Below are 12,726 nucleotides of genomic sequence, written 5' to 3'. Positions count from 1 at the left end.
TCAGCCCGGCTCGGCCTTCGGGCGGGCGCGCAGGTGCGCGCGCTCGCCCTGCTTGCCGAAGAGGCTCAGAAACTCCACCGACTCGGCGTCCGCGGAGCCGAACCAGTGCGGCACCCGGCAGTCGAACTCGGCCGCCTCACCCGGCGCGAGCACCAGGTCGTGCTCGCCGAGCACCAGCCGCAACCGTCCATTGAGCACGTAGATCCACTCGTACCCCTCGTGCGTCTGCTGCGTCGGCTCCCGCCTGCCGTCGCCCGCCGGGATCACCAGCTTGTAGGCCTGGATCCCGCCCGGCCGCTTGGTGAGCGGCAGGAAGGTCATGCCGCCGCGGCCGTGCACCGGGCGCAGGTGCACCCGCGGGTCGCCGGTCGGCGGCGCGTCGACCAGCTCGTCCAGCGTGACACCGTGCGCCTTGGCCAGCGGGAACAGGAGTTCCAGGGTCGGTTTGCGGCTCCCCGACTCCAGCCGGGAGAGCGTGCTCACCGAGATGCCGGTGGTCTCGGCGAGCGACGCCAGCGTGGTCTCGCGCTGCTTGCGCAGCGCCCGCAGCCGCGGGCCCACCGCGTCCAGCGCGCGGTCCAGGTCGTCGTCCATCGCCCCATTCTGCGCCCGGTCCAGGCAGAACTCGTTGCCCTCCGCGTCCGGCACGCGCTGTCCGCGGTGAGCACGGGCGGGCGAAGGGCGCGGCTTGCCACCCACCGAGTCATTTTTGCCGCCCCGGCAAACTTCCTTGCCGAATCCGCGGGGGTGCGGGCACCCTCGGGGCCGAGGAGGTGGTCAGGGTGACCGAAGAGATGCGGGACGGCTACGACGTGGTGGTGATCGGCGGCGGTGCCGCCGGGCTGAACGGGGCGCTCATGCTGGCGCGCTCGCGGCGCTCGGTGCTGGTGGTGGACGCGGGCGCGCCGCGCAATGCCCCGGCGGACGGGGTGCACGGGCTGCTGGCCAGGGACGGGATGCCGCCCGCCGAGCTGGTGGCGCGCGGGCAGGCGGAGGTGCGGGGGTACGGCGGGCAGATCGTCACCGGTGAGGTGCGCGCGGTCGCCCGCACGGACGACGGCTTCACCGTGACGCTCGCCGACGGGCGCGCGGTCACGGCGCTGCGGCTGCTGGTCGCGACCGGGCTGGTGGACGAGCTGCCGGAGATTCCCGGGGTGCGCGAGCGCTGGGGGCGGGACGTGCTGCACTGCCCCTACTGTCACGGCTGGGAGGTGCGCGACAAGGCGATCGGCATCATCGCCACCGGGCCCAACGCGGTGCACCAGGCGCTGCTCTTCCGGCAGCTGAGCGCGGATGTCACGGTGTTCGCGCACACCGCGCCGCCCGGGGCCGAGCAGGCCGAGCAGCTCGCGGCGCGGGGGATCGCGCTGGTGCCGGGCACCGTGGAGGAGGTGGTCGTGGCCGACGGCCGGATCACCGGGGTGCGGCTGGGCGACGGCACCGTGCTGCCGCGCGAGGCGATCGTGGTCGGGCCGCGCATGGTCGCGCGCGGGGGGCTGCTCGCCGGGCTCGGCTTGACCACCCAGGAGCACCCCTCCGGTATGGGCGAGACCGTGCCCGCCGATGCTTTCGGCCGCACCGAGGTGCCCGGCATCTGGGTGGCGGGCAATGTCACCGACCTCTCCGCCCAGGTCGGCGCCGCCGCCGCGGCCGGTGCCATGGCGGGCGCCCAGATCAACGCCGACCTGGTCATGGCGGAGACCCGAGCCGCCGTCGAGCTGCACCGCGCCGGGGCGCTCACCCCGTAGCGGCCGGGTTCAGCCCAGCCGGGGGATGATCTGCGGCAGCTCCACGCTGCTGCGGATCCCCGGCTCGGCCGCGCACACCGCCGCCACGACGTTCACCGCCCGGTTGGCGGTGAACGCGGGCGAGACCGCCGCCATCCGCTCCAGCGGCACCGCGAACCGGATATCGACCTCCATCGGCGCATCGCCGCGCACCGAGACGTGCCAGCCGGTATCGCCGAGCTGCCAGCCGGTCGCCAGCTCGCGGGTGCAGTACCACGTCGCCCGGAACCCGACCAGCTCCGCGCCGCCGCGCAGCCCCGACACCGTGATCCGTTGCGCGGCAACCGTTCCAGCGGGGATGGTCCCGGCCGCGATCCGCACCTCGCCGCGCGCGGTCGCCAGCTCCGCATGCGCCACCACATCGTCGAGCGGCAACCCGACCGCATCGCCCACCAACCGCAGCGACGGCCCGAAACTGGCCAGCATGTGCGGGGCGAGCACCTCGTTCACCGCCGCCTGCTCGCGCCCGAACCCCATGACGTCGAAGAGCAGCTCCGGCGAGTCCCGCCGGGACAGATCGGCGTACTCGTCGATCACCAGCCCGCTGAGCTCGCGCTGAAGAGAGGCCAGCACCAGCGGCACCGCCTCGGTGATGAACCCCGGGCTGCTCCCGGTGCTGTGCAGCGTGCTCCCACCCGCCGCGCAGGCCGCCGCGACCCGCTCGCGCAGCACGGGCTCGGCGCTCGCCGGATGGTGGAAGAGCCCGCAGGTCGTCACCACATTGCTGCCCGCCGCGAGCAGCGCGCAGACCTCGTCGGCGTCGAAGGTGAGCGGCATGTAGAGCACGCAGTCCGGGCGCAGCGCCAGCACCTCGTCCAGGGTGCCGACCGCCGCGAGGCCGATCGGCGCCCCACCGGCGATCTCGCCCGCGTCCCGGCCGACCTTGCCCGGCGAGTGCACCCGCACCCCGGCCAGTTCCAGCCCGGGGTGCGCGTGCACCGAGCGCAGCGCGTAGCCGCCGATGGTGCCGGTCGCCCACTGCACGACACGCAGCGGGGCAGGGGTGTGCGTCATGGAAACCTCAGTCCAGGAAGAGATCCGGCGTCGGATTGTCGCCGCCGCCGTAGCGGGCCAGATCGTCGATCCCGGCGTACACCGAGACGGCGTCGGCATCGAGGAAGCAGTTGCCGGTGACCGACTTCGCCGGCTGCGTCACGATGGCGACCGCCGCGTCCGCCATGATCCGCGGGCTGCGCGCCGCCGCCAGCTGATTCTCCGCGTCGGGCAGCGCCGCCACCGCCGAGGTGGCGATGAAGGTCTGCGGCCACAGGCAGTTGAAGGCGATCCCGGCGTCGGCGTACTCGGCCGCCCAGCCCTGGGAGAGCAGCGTCATGCCGTACTTGGAGAGCGTGTAGACCGGGTGCGCGCCGAGCCAGCGCGGATTCAGGTTCACCGGCGGCGCGATGGTGAGCACGTGTGGGTTCGCCGATTCGCGCAGCTGCGGCAGCGCGGCGGCGGTGAGCAGGAAGGTGCCGCGCAGGTTGATGTCCTGCATGAGGTCGAAGCGCTTGGGGCTCAGCTCGTGCGTGGGCTCGGTGGCGATGGCGGAGGCATTGTTCACCACGACGTCGATGCCGCCGAAGCGCTCGACGGCGGTCGTGATCACCCGCGCGATGTCCTCCTCCCGGCGCACGTCGCCGACGACCGCCGCCGCCTTCCCGCCCGCCGCCTCCACCTCGGCGGCGGCGGTGTGCACGGTGCCGGGGAGCCGCGGGTGCGGCTCCGCGGTCTTGGCCAGCAGCACCACGTTCGCGCCCCGCTCGGCGGCGGCGACGGCAATGGCGAGGCCGATGCCGCGGCTGGCGCCGGAGATCACCACGGTGCGATCGAGCAGCGGACGGTCCTGGTCGGGCATGGTTCTCCTAGCGAGCCGGTATTGGCATTCTCATTTTCTGGAAGTAGCATATCCGCCAATGAACAACCACGTGCAAAATTGGTCTCGGACCTGGTGGGAGGCACCGTGCGCATCGGCGTGATGATCGGTCCGGAGAAGGGCGATTCCGGCCGCAAGCTGGAGCGCATGCTGCGCGATATCGAGTGGGCCGAAGCGGCAGGGATGGACACCGCCTGGATTCCGCAGATCCCCACCGATTTCGACGCACTCATCACCATCGCGGCCATGGGGTTGAAGACCTCGCGGATCGAGCTCGGCACCGCGGTGGTCCCGCTGCAGGCGCAGCACCCCATCGCGCTGGCCAGGCAGGCGCTCTCGGCGCACGCGGCGGCCGGTGGGCGGCTCGCGCTCGGCGTCGGGCCGTCGCACCACTGGATCGTCCGGGACATGCTCGGGCTGCCGTACGAGAAGCCCGCCGCCTACTCCCGCGACTACCTCGACGTGCTGAACGCCGCGCTGCGCGGCACCGGCTCGGTGGACGTGGAGAACGACACCTTCACCGTGCACAACCCGCTCGACCTCGGCCCGGTGGCGCCGGTCCCGGTGCTGATCGCCGCGCTCGGCCCGGTCATGCTGCGGATCGCGGGCGAGCGCACCGACGGCACCGTGCTCTGGATGGCCGACGAGCGCGCCATCGAACACCACGTGCTGCCGAAGATCAGCAAGGCCGCCGCCGACGCGGGCAGGCCGGCGCCGCGCATCGTGGCCGGGCTCCCGGTCTGCCTCTGCGCCGCGAGCGAGGTGGCCGAGGCGAAGGCACGGGCCAACCGGATCCTCGGCGAGGCCGAGGTCTCGCCGAACTACCAGCGGCTGCTGGAGCAGGGCGATGCCCGCGATATCGGCGATCTCTGCATCGCCGGTGACGAGGAGGCGATCGCCGCCGGGTTGCGGCGGTACGCCGAGGCGGGCGCCACCGATCTCTCCATCCGGCTGCTCCCCATCGGCGACGACCGGGACAGCCTGGTTGCCTCCAAGCGCCGGACCAGGGAGATGATCGCGGAGCTCGCCCGCGAACTGCGCTGAGCCGCGGCAGGCGCAGGTCGCCCAGGCCTGACCCGGCGGCCTCGTCCGGCGTCGACCTGCCCGATCCGGGCCGGGTCGGCGCCGGGGTCATGCGATTCGTCGTCCGGCCCCCGGGCCGGGCCCGCCGGCGCGAGCGGCCGTCGAGCCACCCGCGCCGATCCGGGCCTCACTCGTAGTCGACGGTGATGTCGGCGGTGTCCGGCACCGCCTGGCAGGTGAGCACGTACCCCTCCTCGACCTCGTCATCGGCGAGCGCGTCGTTGTTGCGCATGGTCGCGTGCCCGGCGGTGACCACGGCGATGCAGGTGGCGCAGTTGCCCGCTTCGCAGGAGAAGGGCGGGGCGAGCCCGGCGCGCCTGGCGCTCTCCAGGAGGGTCTCGCCCGCGCGCCGCGGCACCGCCGTCTTCTTGCCGTTCAGGATGACCGTCACGGTGCCGTCCGCCGGCCCCGACGAACTGGGACTCGCCATGAACAACCTCCTCCTGGTACGTATATTCTAGTGCAAAGAGAATTACATTCTCACCTATGTGACGGGAACTTCCAAGATGGCGGCTGACGGGACGCTCCTCTTCGAGGAGTACGCCTACACCCGGCCCGAGCTGAGCGCGCTGGCGGCAGGGCTGGCGGCCGAGCTGGCCGCCCGCGGCGTCCGGCCCGGCGACCGGGTCGCGCTCATGTGCGCCAACCGCCCCGAGTTCGTGATCGCGGTGCTCGCGGTGTGGCAGCTGCGCGCCGCGGTCGTCCTGCTCAGCCCGGCCTGGAAGGCAGGCGAGGTCGGGCACGCGCTGGCGATCACCGAGCCCGCGCACGCCGTCGGCGACAACGAGCTCCTCGCCGCGCGGCTGCCCATGCGGCACCTGGACGAGCCGATCACCCCGGCCGAGCCGAGCGACGAGCCCTCCGCCCCCGACGCGGACGCCGTGCTGGTCTTCAGCTCCGGCACCACCGGCCTGCCCAAGGCGGTGCGGCACACCCACGGCTCGCTCGCGGTGGCGGTGCGGCAGTGGATCGAGGTGCTCGGGCTCACCGCGGCCGACCGGCTGCAGATCGCCACGCCGCCCTCGCACATCCTCGGGCTGCTCAATATCCTCACCGTGCTGGAGGCGGGCGCGAGCATGCGGCTGCACCGCCGCTTCGACCTGGACACCGTGCTCGGCACCATCACCGCCGAGCGGATCACGGTCGAGATGGCGGTCGCGCCGATCGCACTGGCCCTGGCCGCGCACCCGGAGCTGGAGCGCTACGACCTGAGCTCGCTGCGCTACATCATGTGGGGCGCCACCCCGGTCACCGCCGATGTCGCCGAGCGGGTCACCGCCCGCACCGGCGTGCCCTGGCTGCCTGCCTACGGCGCCAGCGAGCTGCCGGTGATCGCGTGCAACCCGCTCACCGGCGCCCGGCTCGACTCCGTCGGCCGCGCCGCGCCCGGCGTCGAGATCCGGGTCGTCGAGCTGGGCAGCGGCGCCCCGCTGCCGCCGGGCGAACTCGGCGAACTCCAGTGCCGCGCGGCGTCGGTCATGGCCGGGTACCTGCCGGATTCCGCGACCGCGGGCGCCTTCGACGACGGCTGGTACCGCACCGGCGATGTCGGCTGGGTGGACGCCGACGGCTGGATCCGGCTCACCGACCGGGCCAAGGAGATGATCAAGGTGCGCGGCTTCCAGGTCGCGCCCGCCGAGATCGAGGCCGTACTGCACGCGCATCCCGCGGTGCGCGACTGCGCCGTCTTCGGCACCCCCGACCCGCGCGACGGCGAGGCGATCGTGGCCGCCGTGCACGCCGACGGCGTCTCCGCCGACGAGCTGATCGCGCTGGTCGGCACCCATCTGGCCGGTTACAAGCGGCCCCGCCGGGTCGTTTTCGTGCCCGAGATCCCGCGCCTGCCCTCCGGCAAGGTGCTGCGCCGAGTCCTCGAGGAGCGCTATGGACGTCCGACTGACCAGTGAGCAGCGGCAGCTGCGCGATGCCGCGGCGAAACTCGCCGACGACCTCGGCCCCGGTTCGGTGGCCGAGCTGGACGACGCCGCCCGGCTGGCCCGGCTGGAGAAGGCCGTGCGCATCGCGGGCTGGCGCACGCTGCGCTCGGACGGCGCCTCCGGGGTAGAGGTGGCGCTCGTCGCCGAGGAGTTCGCGCGCGGGCTGGTCGACGTGCCGTTCCTCGGCCCGATCCTCGCCGACGACCTGCGCGGTGCGGCCGAGGACGCGACCATCGGGCTGAAGGGCCGCGCGATCGACGTCGCCGGGCGACAGCGGGTCCTGTTCCTCGACGACCGGCAGCTCCTCGCCGCCGAGGTGGGGGAGCGGGCTCCGAGCGCCGACCTCACCCGGCACTCCGCCGCGATCACCGGCACCCCCGAGCAGCTCGGCGAGCTCTCGCCCGATCAGCTCACCCGGTGGCAGGCGCTCGCGACCACCACCACCGTCGCCGACCTGCTCGGCGCGGCCCGCGGCGCCCAGGACCTGGCCGTCGAGTACGCCCGCGTGCGCGAGCAGTACGGCCACACCATCGGCTCGTACCAGGCCGTCGCGCATCTCCTCGCGGAGAGCAGGGCCCTGATCGAGGGCTCGATCAGCGTGCTCCGCCACGCCGCCTGGGCGGTGGACGAGCTACCCCCCGCCGAGGCGCTGCGCGCCGCCCGGATCGCCAAGGTCTACACCGCCCGCGCCGCGCGCACCGTCTGCGAAACCTCGATCCAGGTGCACGGCGGCATCGGCAATACCTGGGAGTGCCTCGCCCACGTCTTCCTGCGCCGCGCACTCACCGCGACCGAACTGTTCCCCGTCCGCCTGGAGGAGATCGACCATGGACTTTCGTGACTCGCCCGCCGAGGCCGAGTTCCGTGCCCGGCTGCGCACCTGGCTGGCCGGGGTCGCGGGCACCTTCCCGACCTCCGGCGACGCCTACTGGGCCCGCGCGGGCGAATGGCACCGCGCCCTCTACGAGGCCGGCTTCTTCGGCCTCTCCTGGCCCGCCGAGTTCGGCGGCCACGCGCTGCCCCCGGTCTACGACGTGATCCTGGACGAGGAGCTGGCCGCCGCCGGCGCCCCCGCCCGGCCCAGCCTCGGCTACCTGGTGGTCGGGCTCGGCAGGCACGCGAGCCCGGAGCTCCAGCAGCGCTTCCTGCCCGGCATGATCGACGGCTCGCAGCGCTGGTGCCAGGGCTTCAGCGAGCCCGGCGCCGGCTCCGACCTGGCCTCGCTGCGCACCACCGCGGTGCGCGACGGCGACGACTACGTCATCCACGGCCACAAGATCTGGACCAGCTACTCCGACGTCGCCGACTGGTGCCTGCTGCTCGCCCGCACCGACCCCGACGCGCCGCGGCACCGCGGCATCTCCGGCTTCATCGTGCCCATGAAGCAGCCCGGGATCGAGCAGCGCCCGCTCACCATGATCAGCGGCGTCACCAAGGAGTTCGGGCAGGTGCTCTTCGACGGCGCCCGGGTGCCCGCCGCGCAGATGGTCGGCGCCCCCGGCGACGGCTGGAGACTCGCCATGACCGTGGTCGGCCACGAGCGCGAGCCCTCCACCCTGGGCTTCGCCGCCCGCTACGCGAAGACCGTGCGGCAGTTGCAGTCCCGGGTGGACGGCCCCCAGCCGCCAGAGCTGGCCTGGGCCGCGGTGGAGACCGAGATGCTGCGGCTGCACGTCCGCCGCCGGCTCTCCGAGCAGCTCGACGGCGTCACCCACGGCCCCGACGGCTCGCTGGACAAGCTGCTCATGACCTGGGTCGAGCAGTCCGTCGGCCACGCCGCGCTCGCCGTCGCCGGGACCGGCGACGAGGAGATGCTCGGCCACTACCTCTACAGCCGCGCCCAGAGCGTCATGGGCGGCACCTCGCAGATCCAGAAGAACATCATCGCCCAGCGCATCCTCGACCTAGGAGCCTGATCATGTACGACCTGCCCGCCGAGATCCGCGTCGAGGCCGATGGCCCGCTCCGGATCATCACGCTGAACCGCCCCGACGCGCTGAACGCCGTGGACGACGCGCTGCACACCGGCCTCGCCGAGCTCTGGCCGCAGCTCAACGACGACCCGGACGCCCGTGCCGCCGTCCTCACCGGCGCCGGGAAGGCCTTCTCCGCCGGCGGCGACTTCGCCTACCTCGCCGAGCTGGCCCAGGATGCGAAGCTGCGCGCCAAGACCATCCGGCACGGCCGGGAGATCGTGCTCGGCATGGCCCGGCTCCGCCTCCCGCTCGTTGCCGCGGTGAACGGCCCCGCCGTCGGGCTCGGTTGCAGCCTGGTCGCTTTGAGCGACGTCGCCTACATCGCCGAGACGGCGTATTTGAAAGACCCGCACGTCCAGGTCGGCCTGGTCGCCGCCGACGGCGGCCCGCTGACCTGGCCGCTGCACACCAGCCTCCTGCTCGCCAAGGAGTACGCCCTCACCGGCGCCAAGATCCCCGCCGAGCGGGCCCGCGAAATGGGGCTGGTCAACCACGTCGTCGCCGACCCGCTCACCGAGGCGCTCGCCGCCGCCAAGCGCATCCTCGAGCTGCCGCAGCAGGCGGTCGAGAGCACCAAGCGGCTCCTCAACTTGCACCTCGAGCGGGCCGTGCTGGCCACGCTGGATTATGCCAACGCCGCCGAGGAGCTCTCCTTCCAGCACCCGGATTTCCATGCGGTGATCGCGAAGCTCACGGCGAACAAGTAGTCATCTCCGGCAGGGCCGACGGCACCCGAGCGGTGCCGTCGGGCTGCGAGCACGGGTGGCACCATGTGCGGCATGGTGAAGGCGACGGTGTACCTGCCGGAAGAGCTGGCCCTCAGGCTCGACGCGGAGGTGTCGGCGACCGGGGTGAGCAAGGCGGAACTTATCCGCCGCGGTATCGCGATGCTGCTCGACGCCTCCGATCGTCCGCGCAACGACGCCCCGCTGCCGGTGTTTCGCAGCGGGCGCTCCCGAGATGCCGATGAGGTGCGTAACGGATCGACGCCGACCAGGATGAACACGAGCGAGCGGTGCGGGTGGTGGAGCAGGAAACCTTGATCATCTCGCCGCCCGTACCAACCGAACTGGATCATTTGCCCCGGCGCGATCTCGGTTTCGCGGCAGCCGTGAGCATCACCGATGCCCTGCTGAATCGTGCCATCGAGGGGCGATATCGGCTTGCCGAGCTGAAGCATCGAACCCTGACCCCGGAGTTCCGCTCGTTCCGAATCTTTCCCACTGATCGGTAGGCGAGCGGCCGGGTTCGCCCTACCGGGCGGCCCGGCCGCCGCCAGGCTCTACCGCGGGGGGAAGCGGAGGGCGCCGTCGAGCCGGATCACCTCGCCGTTCAGGTAATCGTTCTCGATGATCCCGATGGCGAGCTTCGCGTACTCGTCCGACCGCCCCATCCGCTTCGGAAACGGAATCTGCGGAGACCAGTACGCCTCGAGCTTGTCGGCGTTCTGCCCATAGGCGGGGGTGTTGATCGTCCCGGGAGCGATCGAGACGACGCGAATCCCCAGCGGGGAGAGATCGCGGGCGGCGACCAGGGTGATGGCGGCGACCCCGCCCTTGGCGGCGGCGTAGGGCAGCTGCCCGATCTGCCCCTCGTACCCGGCGATCGAGGAGGTGGTGACGATGACGCCGCGCGCCCCCTCCTCCAGCGGCTCACTGCGCGCGATGCCCTCGGCGGAGAGCCGGAGCACGTTGAAGACCGCGGTCAGGTAGAACTCGATCGTGGTGCGGAAACCATCCAGCGCCAGCGCTTTTCCATCCTTGCCGATGAGCCGCCCGCCGGTGGCGGGGCCGCCGTGGGTGTCGACCGCGATGCGCAGGGGGCCCAGAGATTCCGCCTCCTCGACGGCGGCGCGCACCGAGTCCTCGTCGGTGGCGTCGGTGTGCACGTAGCGGATGCCGAGTTCGCTCGCGAGCTCCTTGCCCTTGTCGTCGGCCACGTCGGCGACGACGATGCGCGCGCCCGCGGCGTGCAGCCGGCGCACCGTCGCCTCGCCCAGCCCGCCGGTGCCGCCGACGACGAGCGCGGAGCCTCCTTCGATCTGCATGTCGCAATCCCTTCTCGCAAGTCGTACTCTCGAATTGAAAGAATACTATTCTCACCACGAGCCGGGGAGGCCCTCCATGCCCGAAGCCGTCATCGTCTCCGCGCTGCGGACACCGATCGGTACCGCGAGGAAGGGGACGCTGCGCGATACGAACGCCTTCGACCTGGCCCACCACGTGGTGAGCGCCGCCGCCGAGGGGCTGGACACCGGCCGGATCGACGACGTGATCCTGGGCGAGGGCCGCTACGGCGGCGGGGTGCTGGCCAGGCACGCCGCGGTGACCGCGGGGCTCACCACGGTGCCGGGGCTGGCGCAGAACCGGCACTGCGCGGCGGGAATGGCCGCGGTGCAGTCCGCCGCGGCCGGGATCAGGTCCGGGATGGACGAGCTGATCATCGCGGGCGGGGTGAACAGCGACTCGACCGCGCCGCGCGCCCGCTTCCGGGTCGGTGAGGACGAGTGGATCGATCCGTGGACCTCGCCCAGCCACCCGGACCGCCCGGACGCCCCGGCCATGGACATGTCCATCACGGTCGGCTGGAACGCCGCCGTGCGCGCGGGGCTGACCCGCGAGGAGCAGGACGCCTGGGCGCTGCGCTCGCACCGCAATGCCATCGCGGCGATCGACGAGGGGCGCTTCAAGGAGGAGATCGTCCCGATCGAGACCCCGCACGGCCTCTTCGACACCGACGAGCACCCGCGCCGGGAGACCAGCCTGGAGAAGCTCGCCTCGCTCAAGGTGCTGCACCCGGAGATCGAGGGCTTCTCGATCACCGCGGGCAATGCCTCCGGCGCCAACGACGGCGCCGCCGCGCTCGCCATCGCCAGCGACAAGCTGGGGCTGCCCGCGCTCGGGTACATCCGGGCCTGGGCGTCGGTCGGCGTCGACCCGGCGGTCACCGGGCTCGCCCCGATCGAGGCGATCACCAAGGTGGTGCGGCGGGCGGGAATCTCGCTGGGGCAGGTGAAGCTGATCGAGATCAACGAGGCGTTCGCCTCGGTGCCGATCGCCACCATCCGGGCACTCGACCTGAACCCGGAGATCGTGAACTACAGCGGCAGCGGCTGCTCGCTCGGCCACCCGGTGGCGGCGACCGGCGCCCGCATGATCGTGACGCTGGTGCACGAGCTGCGCCGCCGCGGCGGCGGCTACGGCATCGCGGCGCTCTGCGCGGGCGGTGGCATGGGGTCGGCGACCGTGATCGAGGTCCCGGCCCCCTGAAACGGGTGAGCGAGCGGAGGGCGGCGTCCCTCCGCTCGCTCACGCGTGCGTTCGTTCTCTCCGGCGGCCCACCGGACACCCTCACCGTGTCCGGACCCGGGGATTCGTGCCTTACCCGCGCGCGAAACCGTGCGCGCAGAAGTTCCACACCTCGGTGGCGGTGATGGGGTGCTGCGTCTCCTCGTCCACCGCGCCGGTGGACTGGGCGGTGAACATGACCGTCTGCATCACCATGGCGGCGGTGCGGCGCGAGTTCATGTCGGCGCCCAGTTCGCCCTTCTCCTTGGCCAGGTCCATCAACTCGGTGAAGAGCGCGAGCATGGGCGCGTGCGCCACCTTCACGTGGCCCGGGTGCGAGACGAGCAGCTGGGGGGCGAAGTCGGTGAAGAGCGGGCGCTGCGCGGCCGGATCCGGGCGGCAGAGCTCGAAGAGCAGCTCCACCGCGACCTGGAGCTTGTCCATCGGGTCGGTCTGGCCGTCGGCGGCGGCGCGGAGCTGCTCGGAGGTGCGCGCCAGCGCATCCTCGAAGAGCGCGAGCAGCAGCTCGTGCTTACCGTCGAACTGCAGGTAGAAGCTGCGCAGCGACTGGCGGGAGCGGTCGACGACCTCCTGCACGGTGAAGTCGGTGCTCCCCTTCTCCGTGATGATGGCCTGGGCGGCGTCGAGGAAACGCTGCACGCGCTCCTCGGCGCGTAGCTTCGCCGAGCGCAGCGACCGCTCGATCGCGCGCTGCTTCCAGGCCGGCTTCTCGCTCGGGCTGGTCACGGGCACCTCGATCCCCGGTCATATGAAGAGAACATG

At 72.4% G+C, this 12,726-nt stretch carries 15 protein-coding genes; 9 read left to right on the top strand and 6 right to left on the bottom strand.

The features are described from left to right. The gene (locus AB0H71_RS20270) at positions 1–594 is read right to left on the bottom strand and encodes an XRE family transcriptional regulator (protein ID WP_357023310.1); all 594 of its coding nucleotides are present in this window, start codon (positions 592–594) and stop codon (positions 1–3) included. 200 nt (positions 595–794) lie between these two features. On the opposite strand from AB0H71_RS20270, the gene AB0H71_RS20265 reads away from it, so the two are divergent. Further along, positions 795–1,748 (top strand): NAD(P)/FAD-dependent oxidoreductase, encoded by a 954-nt coding sequence (locus AB0H71_RS20265; protein WP_357023307.1) that lies wholly within the window; start codon positions 795–797, stop codon positions 1,746–1,748. 9 nt (positions 1,749–1,757) lie between these two features. Here the strand turns inward: AB0H71_RS20265 and AB0H71_RS20260 are convergent, their stop codons facing one another. Both AB0H71_RS20260 and AB0H71_RS20255 read right to left on the bottom strand, forming a co-directional pair. After that, a complete protein-coding gene (locus AB0H71_RS20260) occupies positions 1,758–2,801 on the bottom strand; it encodes a dihydrodipicolinate reductase (protein WP_357022859.1) in 1,044 nt (347 codons plus the stop codon). 7 nt (positions 2,802–2,808) lie between these two features. Then, the gene (locus AB0H71_RS20255; RefSeq protein WP_357022856.1) at positions 2,809–3,642 is read right to left on the bottom strand and encodes an SDR family oxidoreductase; all 834 of its coding nucleotides are present in this window, start codon (positions 3,640–3,642) and stop codon (positions 2,809–2,811) included. 105 nt (positions 3,643–3,747) lie between these two features. On the opposite strand from AB0H71_RS20255, the gene AB0H71_RS20250 reads away from it, so the two are divergent. Continuing rightward, entirely contained in the window at positions 3,748–4,704 is a 957-nt protein-coding gene (locus AB0H71_RS20250; RefSeq protein ID WP_357022853.1) for an LLM class F420-dependent oxidoreductase, read from the top strand. A 166-nt stretch (positions 4,705–4,870) separates the two neighbouring features. Here AB0H71_RS20250 and AB0H71_RS20245 read toward each other — a convergent pair whose 3' ends face one another. After that, a complete protein-coding gene (locus AB0H71_RS20245) occupies positions 4,871–5,173 on the bottom strand; it encodes a 2Fe-2S iron-sulfur cluster binding domain-containing protein (protein WP_357022850.1) in 303 nt (100 codons plus the stop codon). A 76-nt stretch (positions 5,174–5,249) separates the two neighbouring features. On the opposite strand from AB0H71_RS20245, the gene AB0H71_RS20240 reads away from it, so the two are divergent. From AB0H71_RS20240 to AB0H71_RS20215, 6 genes are all read left to right on the top strand, one after another. Continuing rightward, positions 5,250–6,650 (top strand): AMP-binding protein, encoded by a 1,401-nt coding sequence (locus tag AB0H71_RS20240; protein WP_357023304.1) that lies wholly within the window; start codon positions 5,250–5,252, stop codon positions 6,648–6,650. Continuing rightward, positions 6,628–7,521 (top strand): acyl-CoA dehydrogenase family protein, encoded by an 894-nt coding sequence (locus AB0H71_RS20235; protein WP_357022847.1) that lies wholly within the window; start codon positions 6,628–6,630, stop codon positions 7,519–7,521. The genes AB0H71_RS20240 and AB0H71_RS20235 overlap by 23 nt, the downstream gene beginning before the upstream one ends. After that, entirely contained in the window at positions 7,508–8,596 is a 1,089-nt protein-coding gene (locus AB0H71_RS20230) for an acyl-CoA dehydrogenase family protein (RefSeq protein ID WP_357022844.1), read from the top strand. The genes AB0H71_RS20235 and AB0H71_RS20230 overlap by 14 nt, the downstream gene beginning before the upstream one ends. A 2-nt stretch (positions 8,597–8,598) precedes the next feature. Next, positions 8,599–9,363, top strand: coding sequence for an enoyl-CoA hydratase/isomerase family protein (locus AB0H71_RS20225; protein WP_357022842.1), 765 nt, complete (start codon positions 8,599–8,601; stop codon positions 9,361–9,363). 72 nt (positions 9,364–9,435) lie between these two features. Continuing rightward, positions 9,436–9,699: a ribbon-helix-helix protein, CopG family gene (locus AB0H71_RS20220; protein WP_357022839.1), complete on the top strand. Its 264-nt coding sequence runs from the start codon at positions 9,436–9,438 to the stop codon at positions 9,697–9,699. Further along, positions 9,681–9,890: a hypothetical protein gene (locus AB0H71_RS20215; protein ID WP_357022836.1), complete on the top strand. Its 210-nt coding sequence runs from the start codon at positions 9,681–9,683 to the stop codon at positions 9,888–9,890. The genes AB0H71_RS20220 and AB0H71_RS20215 overlap by 19 nt, the downstream gene beginning before the upstream one ends. A 48-nt stretch (positions 9,891–9,938) precedes the next feature. Here the strand turns inward: AB0H71_RS20215 and AB0H71_RS20210 are convergent, their stop codons facing one another. Then, complete coding sequence (locus tag AB0H71_RS20210) at positions 9,939–10,703, bottom strand: SDR family NAD(P)-dependent oxidoreductase (protein WP_357022833.1); 765 nt, start codon at positions 10,701–10,703, stop codon at positions 9,939–9,941. A gap of 76 nt (positions 10,704–10,779) precedes the next feature. Between AB0H71_RS20210 and AB0H71_RS20205 the strand changes: the two genes are divergently transcribed. After that, the gene (locus AB0H71_RS20205; RefSeq protein ID WP_357022831.1) at positions 10,780–11,925 is read left to right on the top strand and encodes a thiolase family protein; all 1,146 of its coding nucleotides are present in this window, start codon (positions 10,780–10,782) and stop codon (positions 11,923–11,925) included. Between the two features lie 111 nt (positions 11,926–12,036). Here the strand turns inward: AB0H71_RS20205 and AB0H71_RS20200 are convergent, their stop codons facing one another. Next, positions 12,037–12,690 (bottom strand): TetR/AcrR family transcriptional regulator, encoded by a 654-nt coding sequence (locus tag AB0H71_RS20200; RefSeq protein WP_357022829.1) that lies wholly within the window; start codon positions 12,688–12,690, stop codon positions 12,037–12,039. Between the last annotated feature and the right edge of the window lie 36 nt (positions 12,691–12,726).

Origin of the sequence: Nocardia sp. NPDC050697, from assembly GCF_040654395.1 — a bacterium.
Lineage (GTDB): Bacteria > Actinomycetota > Actinomycetes > Mycobacteriales > Mycobacteriaceae > Nocardia.
The sequence above is the reverse complement of the archived record's forward strand: the minus strand, read 5'-3'. Positions and strand labels throughout refer to the sequence as shown.

What these genes read in the sequence shown, in the direction of transcription:
- AB0H71_RS20270 (WP_357023310.1), bottom strand. Translation starts at nt 594, where the DNA reads ATGGACGACGACCTGGACCGCGCGCTGGACGCGGTGGGCCCGCGGCTG.
- AB0H71_RS20265 (WP_357023307.1), top strand. Translation starts at nt 795, where the DNA reads ATGCGGGACGGCTACGACGTGGTGGTGATCGGCGGCGGTGCCGCCGGG.
- AB0H71_RS20260 (WP_357022859.1), bottom strand. Translation starts at nt 2,801, where the DNA reads ATGACGCACACCCCTGCCCCGCTGCGTGTCGTGCAGTGGGCGACCGGC.
- AB0H71_RS20255 (WP_357022856.1), bottom strand. Translation starts at nt 3,642, where the DNA reads ATGCCCGACCAGGACCGTCCGCTGCTCGATCGCACCGTGGTGATCTCC.
- AB0H71_RS20245 (WP_357022850.1), bottom strand. Translation starts at nt 5,173, where the DNA reads ATGGCGAGTCCCAGTTCGTCGGGGCCGGCGGACGGCACCGTGACGGTC.
- AB0H71_RS20240 (WP_357023304.1), top strand. Translation starts at nt 5,250, where the DNA reads ATGGCGGCTGACGGGACGCTCCTCTTCGAGGAGTACGCCTACACCCGG.
- AB0H71_RS20235 (WP_357022847.1), top strand. Translation starts at nt 6,628, where the DNA reads ATGGACGTCCGACTGACCAGTGAGCAGCGGCAGCTGCGCGATGCCGCG.
- AB0H71_RS20230 (WP_357022844.1), top strand. Translation starts at nt 7,508, where the DNA reads ATGGACTTTCGTGACTCGCCCGCCGAGGCCGAGTTCCGTGCCCGGCTG.
- AB0H71_RS20225 (WP_357022842.1), top strand. Translation starts at nt 8,599, where the DNA reads ATGTACGACCTGCCCGCCGAGATCCGCGTCGAGGCCGATGGCCCGCTC.
- AB0H71_RS20220 (WP_357022839.1), top strand. Translation starts at nt 9,436, where the DNA reads ATGGTGAAGGCGACGGTGTACCTGCCGGAAGAGCTGGCCCTCAGGCTC.
- AB0H71_RS20210 (WP_357022833.1), bottom strand. Translation starts at nt 10,703, where the DNA reads ATGCAGATCGAAGGAGGCTCCGCGCTCGTCGTCGGCGGCACCGGCGGG.
- AB0H71_RS20205 (WP_357022831.1), top strand. Translation starts at nt 10,780, where the DNA reads ATGCCCGAAGCCGTCATCGTCTCCGCGCTGCGGACACCGATCGGTACC.